This window comes from Rhodoferax sp. ZS1R8 (assembly GCF_056521325.1).
Window position 1 is genome coordinate 1 of the sequence record NZ_JBWMBA010000185.1, and the last position, 1,064, is coordinate 1,064.

1 protein-coding gene is annotated in these 1,064 nt (G+C 60.6%); it reads right to left on the reverse strand.

Annotated features, from left to right (window positions below; genetic code table 11):
• A partial coding sequence (locus AC097P_RS24860) for a TonB-dependent receptor plug domain-containing protein (RefSeq protein WP_479613085.1) occupies nt 1–1,064 on the reverse strand: 1,064 nt, incomplete at both ends.

A 1,064-nucleotide genomic window follows, 5' to 3' on the forward strand; every position in this document is an offset into this window, starting at 1 on the left:
GCGCGAAGGGAACTTCTGCGACGCGGTTCACCGTGCCGTATTTGGGGTAGTCGTCCCGGTTGAGGTTTTGCACAACCACGGCGACCTCTGCCTGGCGGCCCTGTTCAAACTTGAAAGTCTTGGACAGCCGCATGTCGATTCGGTGCATGCTGTATTCGGGCGTGACGTCTGATGCGACATCCAGCACCCGAACTTGGTCCCGGAAGTAATAGCCCGTGCTTAGCCTCCATGCGTCCGCCAGTGCCAATGACAGCAGCAGGCTGCCGCTGTTCAGGGGCGTTGATTGGGGGAACAGGGCGAGGTATTTGCTGGTGTAAAAGTCTTTGACGGCCTCGCCAATCAGGGGGTGAAAGTACTGTGTGGGGAATGCGTGCAGGCTTGCGGATGCGTGCTGGCGGGCGTAGTTGGCGACCAGAAAACTACGCCCTTCGTCCCAACGCAACTTCGCGGTCACTTCCAGGCCCTGGTACTCCGCAGCCAAGAGGTTGCCGAAACCATCTGCGCAGCCAGGCAGTCGTACACATTTGTCCCACCAGATCAGGTTGCGCACCGACTCGGCGTACAGCCGGGACTCGACCGACAGGCCCAACTGGCGAAACTCACCGATGTAGCCGATTTCGCGTGACACTACCCGCTCGGGTGTCAGCCGCTGGGCGGGAGGAACATAAGCGCCGCCCCAAATGGTGTTGTCGGCCGCGATGAAGGCCTCCGACATCACCGGGCTACGGGTAGCCGTGGATATGCCAAAGCGCAGCGTGTGCTCTGGTGAAAGGTGGTAATTCAGCGAGGCCCGTGGCGAATGGCTGCGGTTGCCCATGCCGTCATCTTCCAGCATGGTGCCGATATTGAACACCGCGGACTTGGGCAAACGCCATTCGTTGTGGACAAAAACCTGCCAGGGGTTGACGGTGTAGGGCTGTGCGAACAGCAGGGGGAAATCTGCGTGGTCGCTGCGCAGGTCCGCCCCCCAAACCAGCCGGTTGTTTGCGCCCCACTGCACGGTGTTTTGCAGCTCCAGATCATGGCGCCGGGTATAGACGTCGCGGGTGGTAAAACCTTCGGCG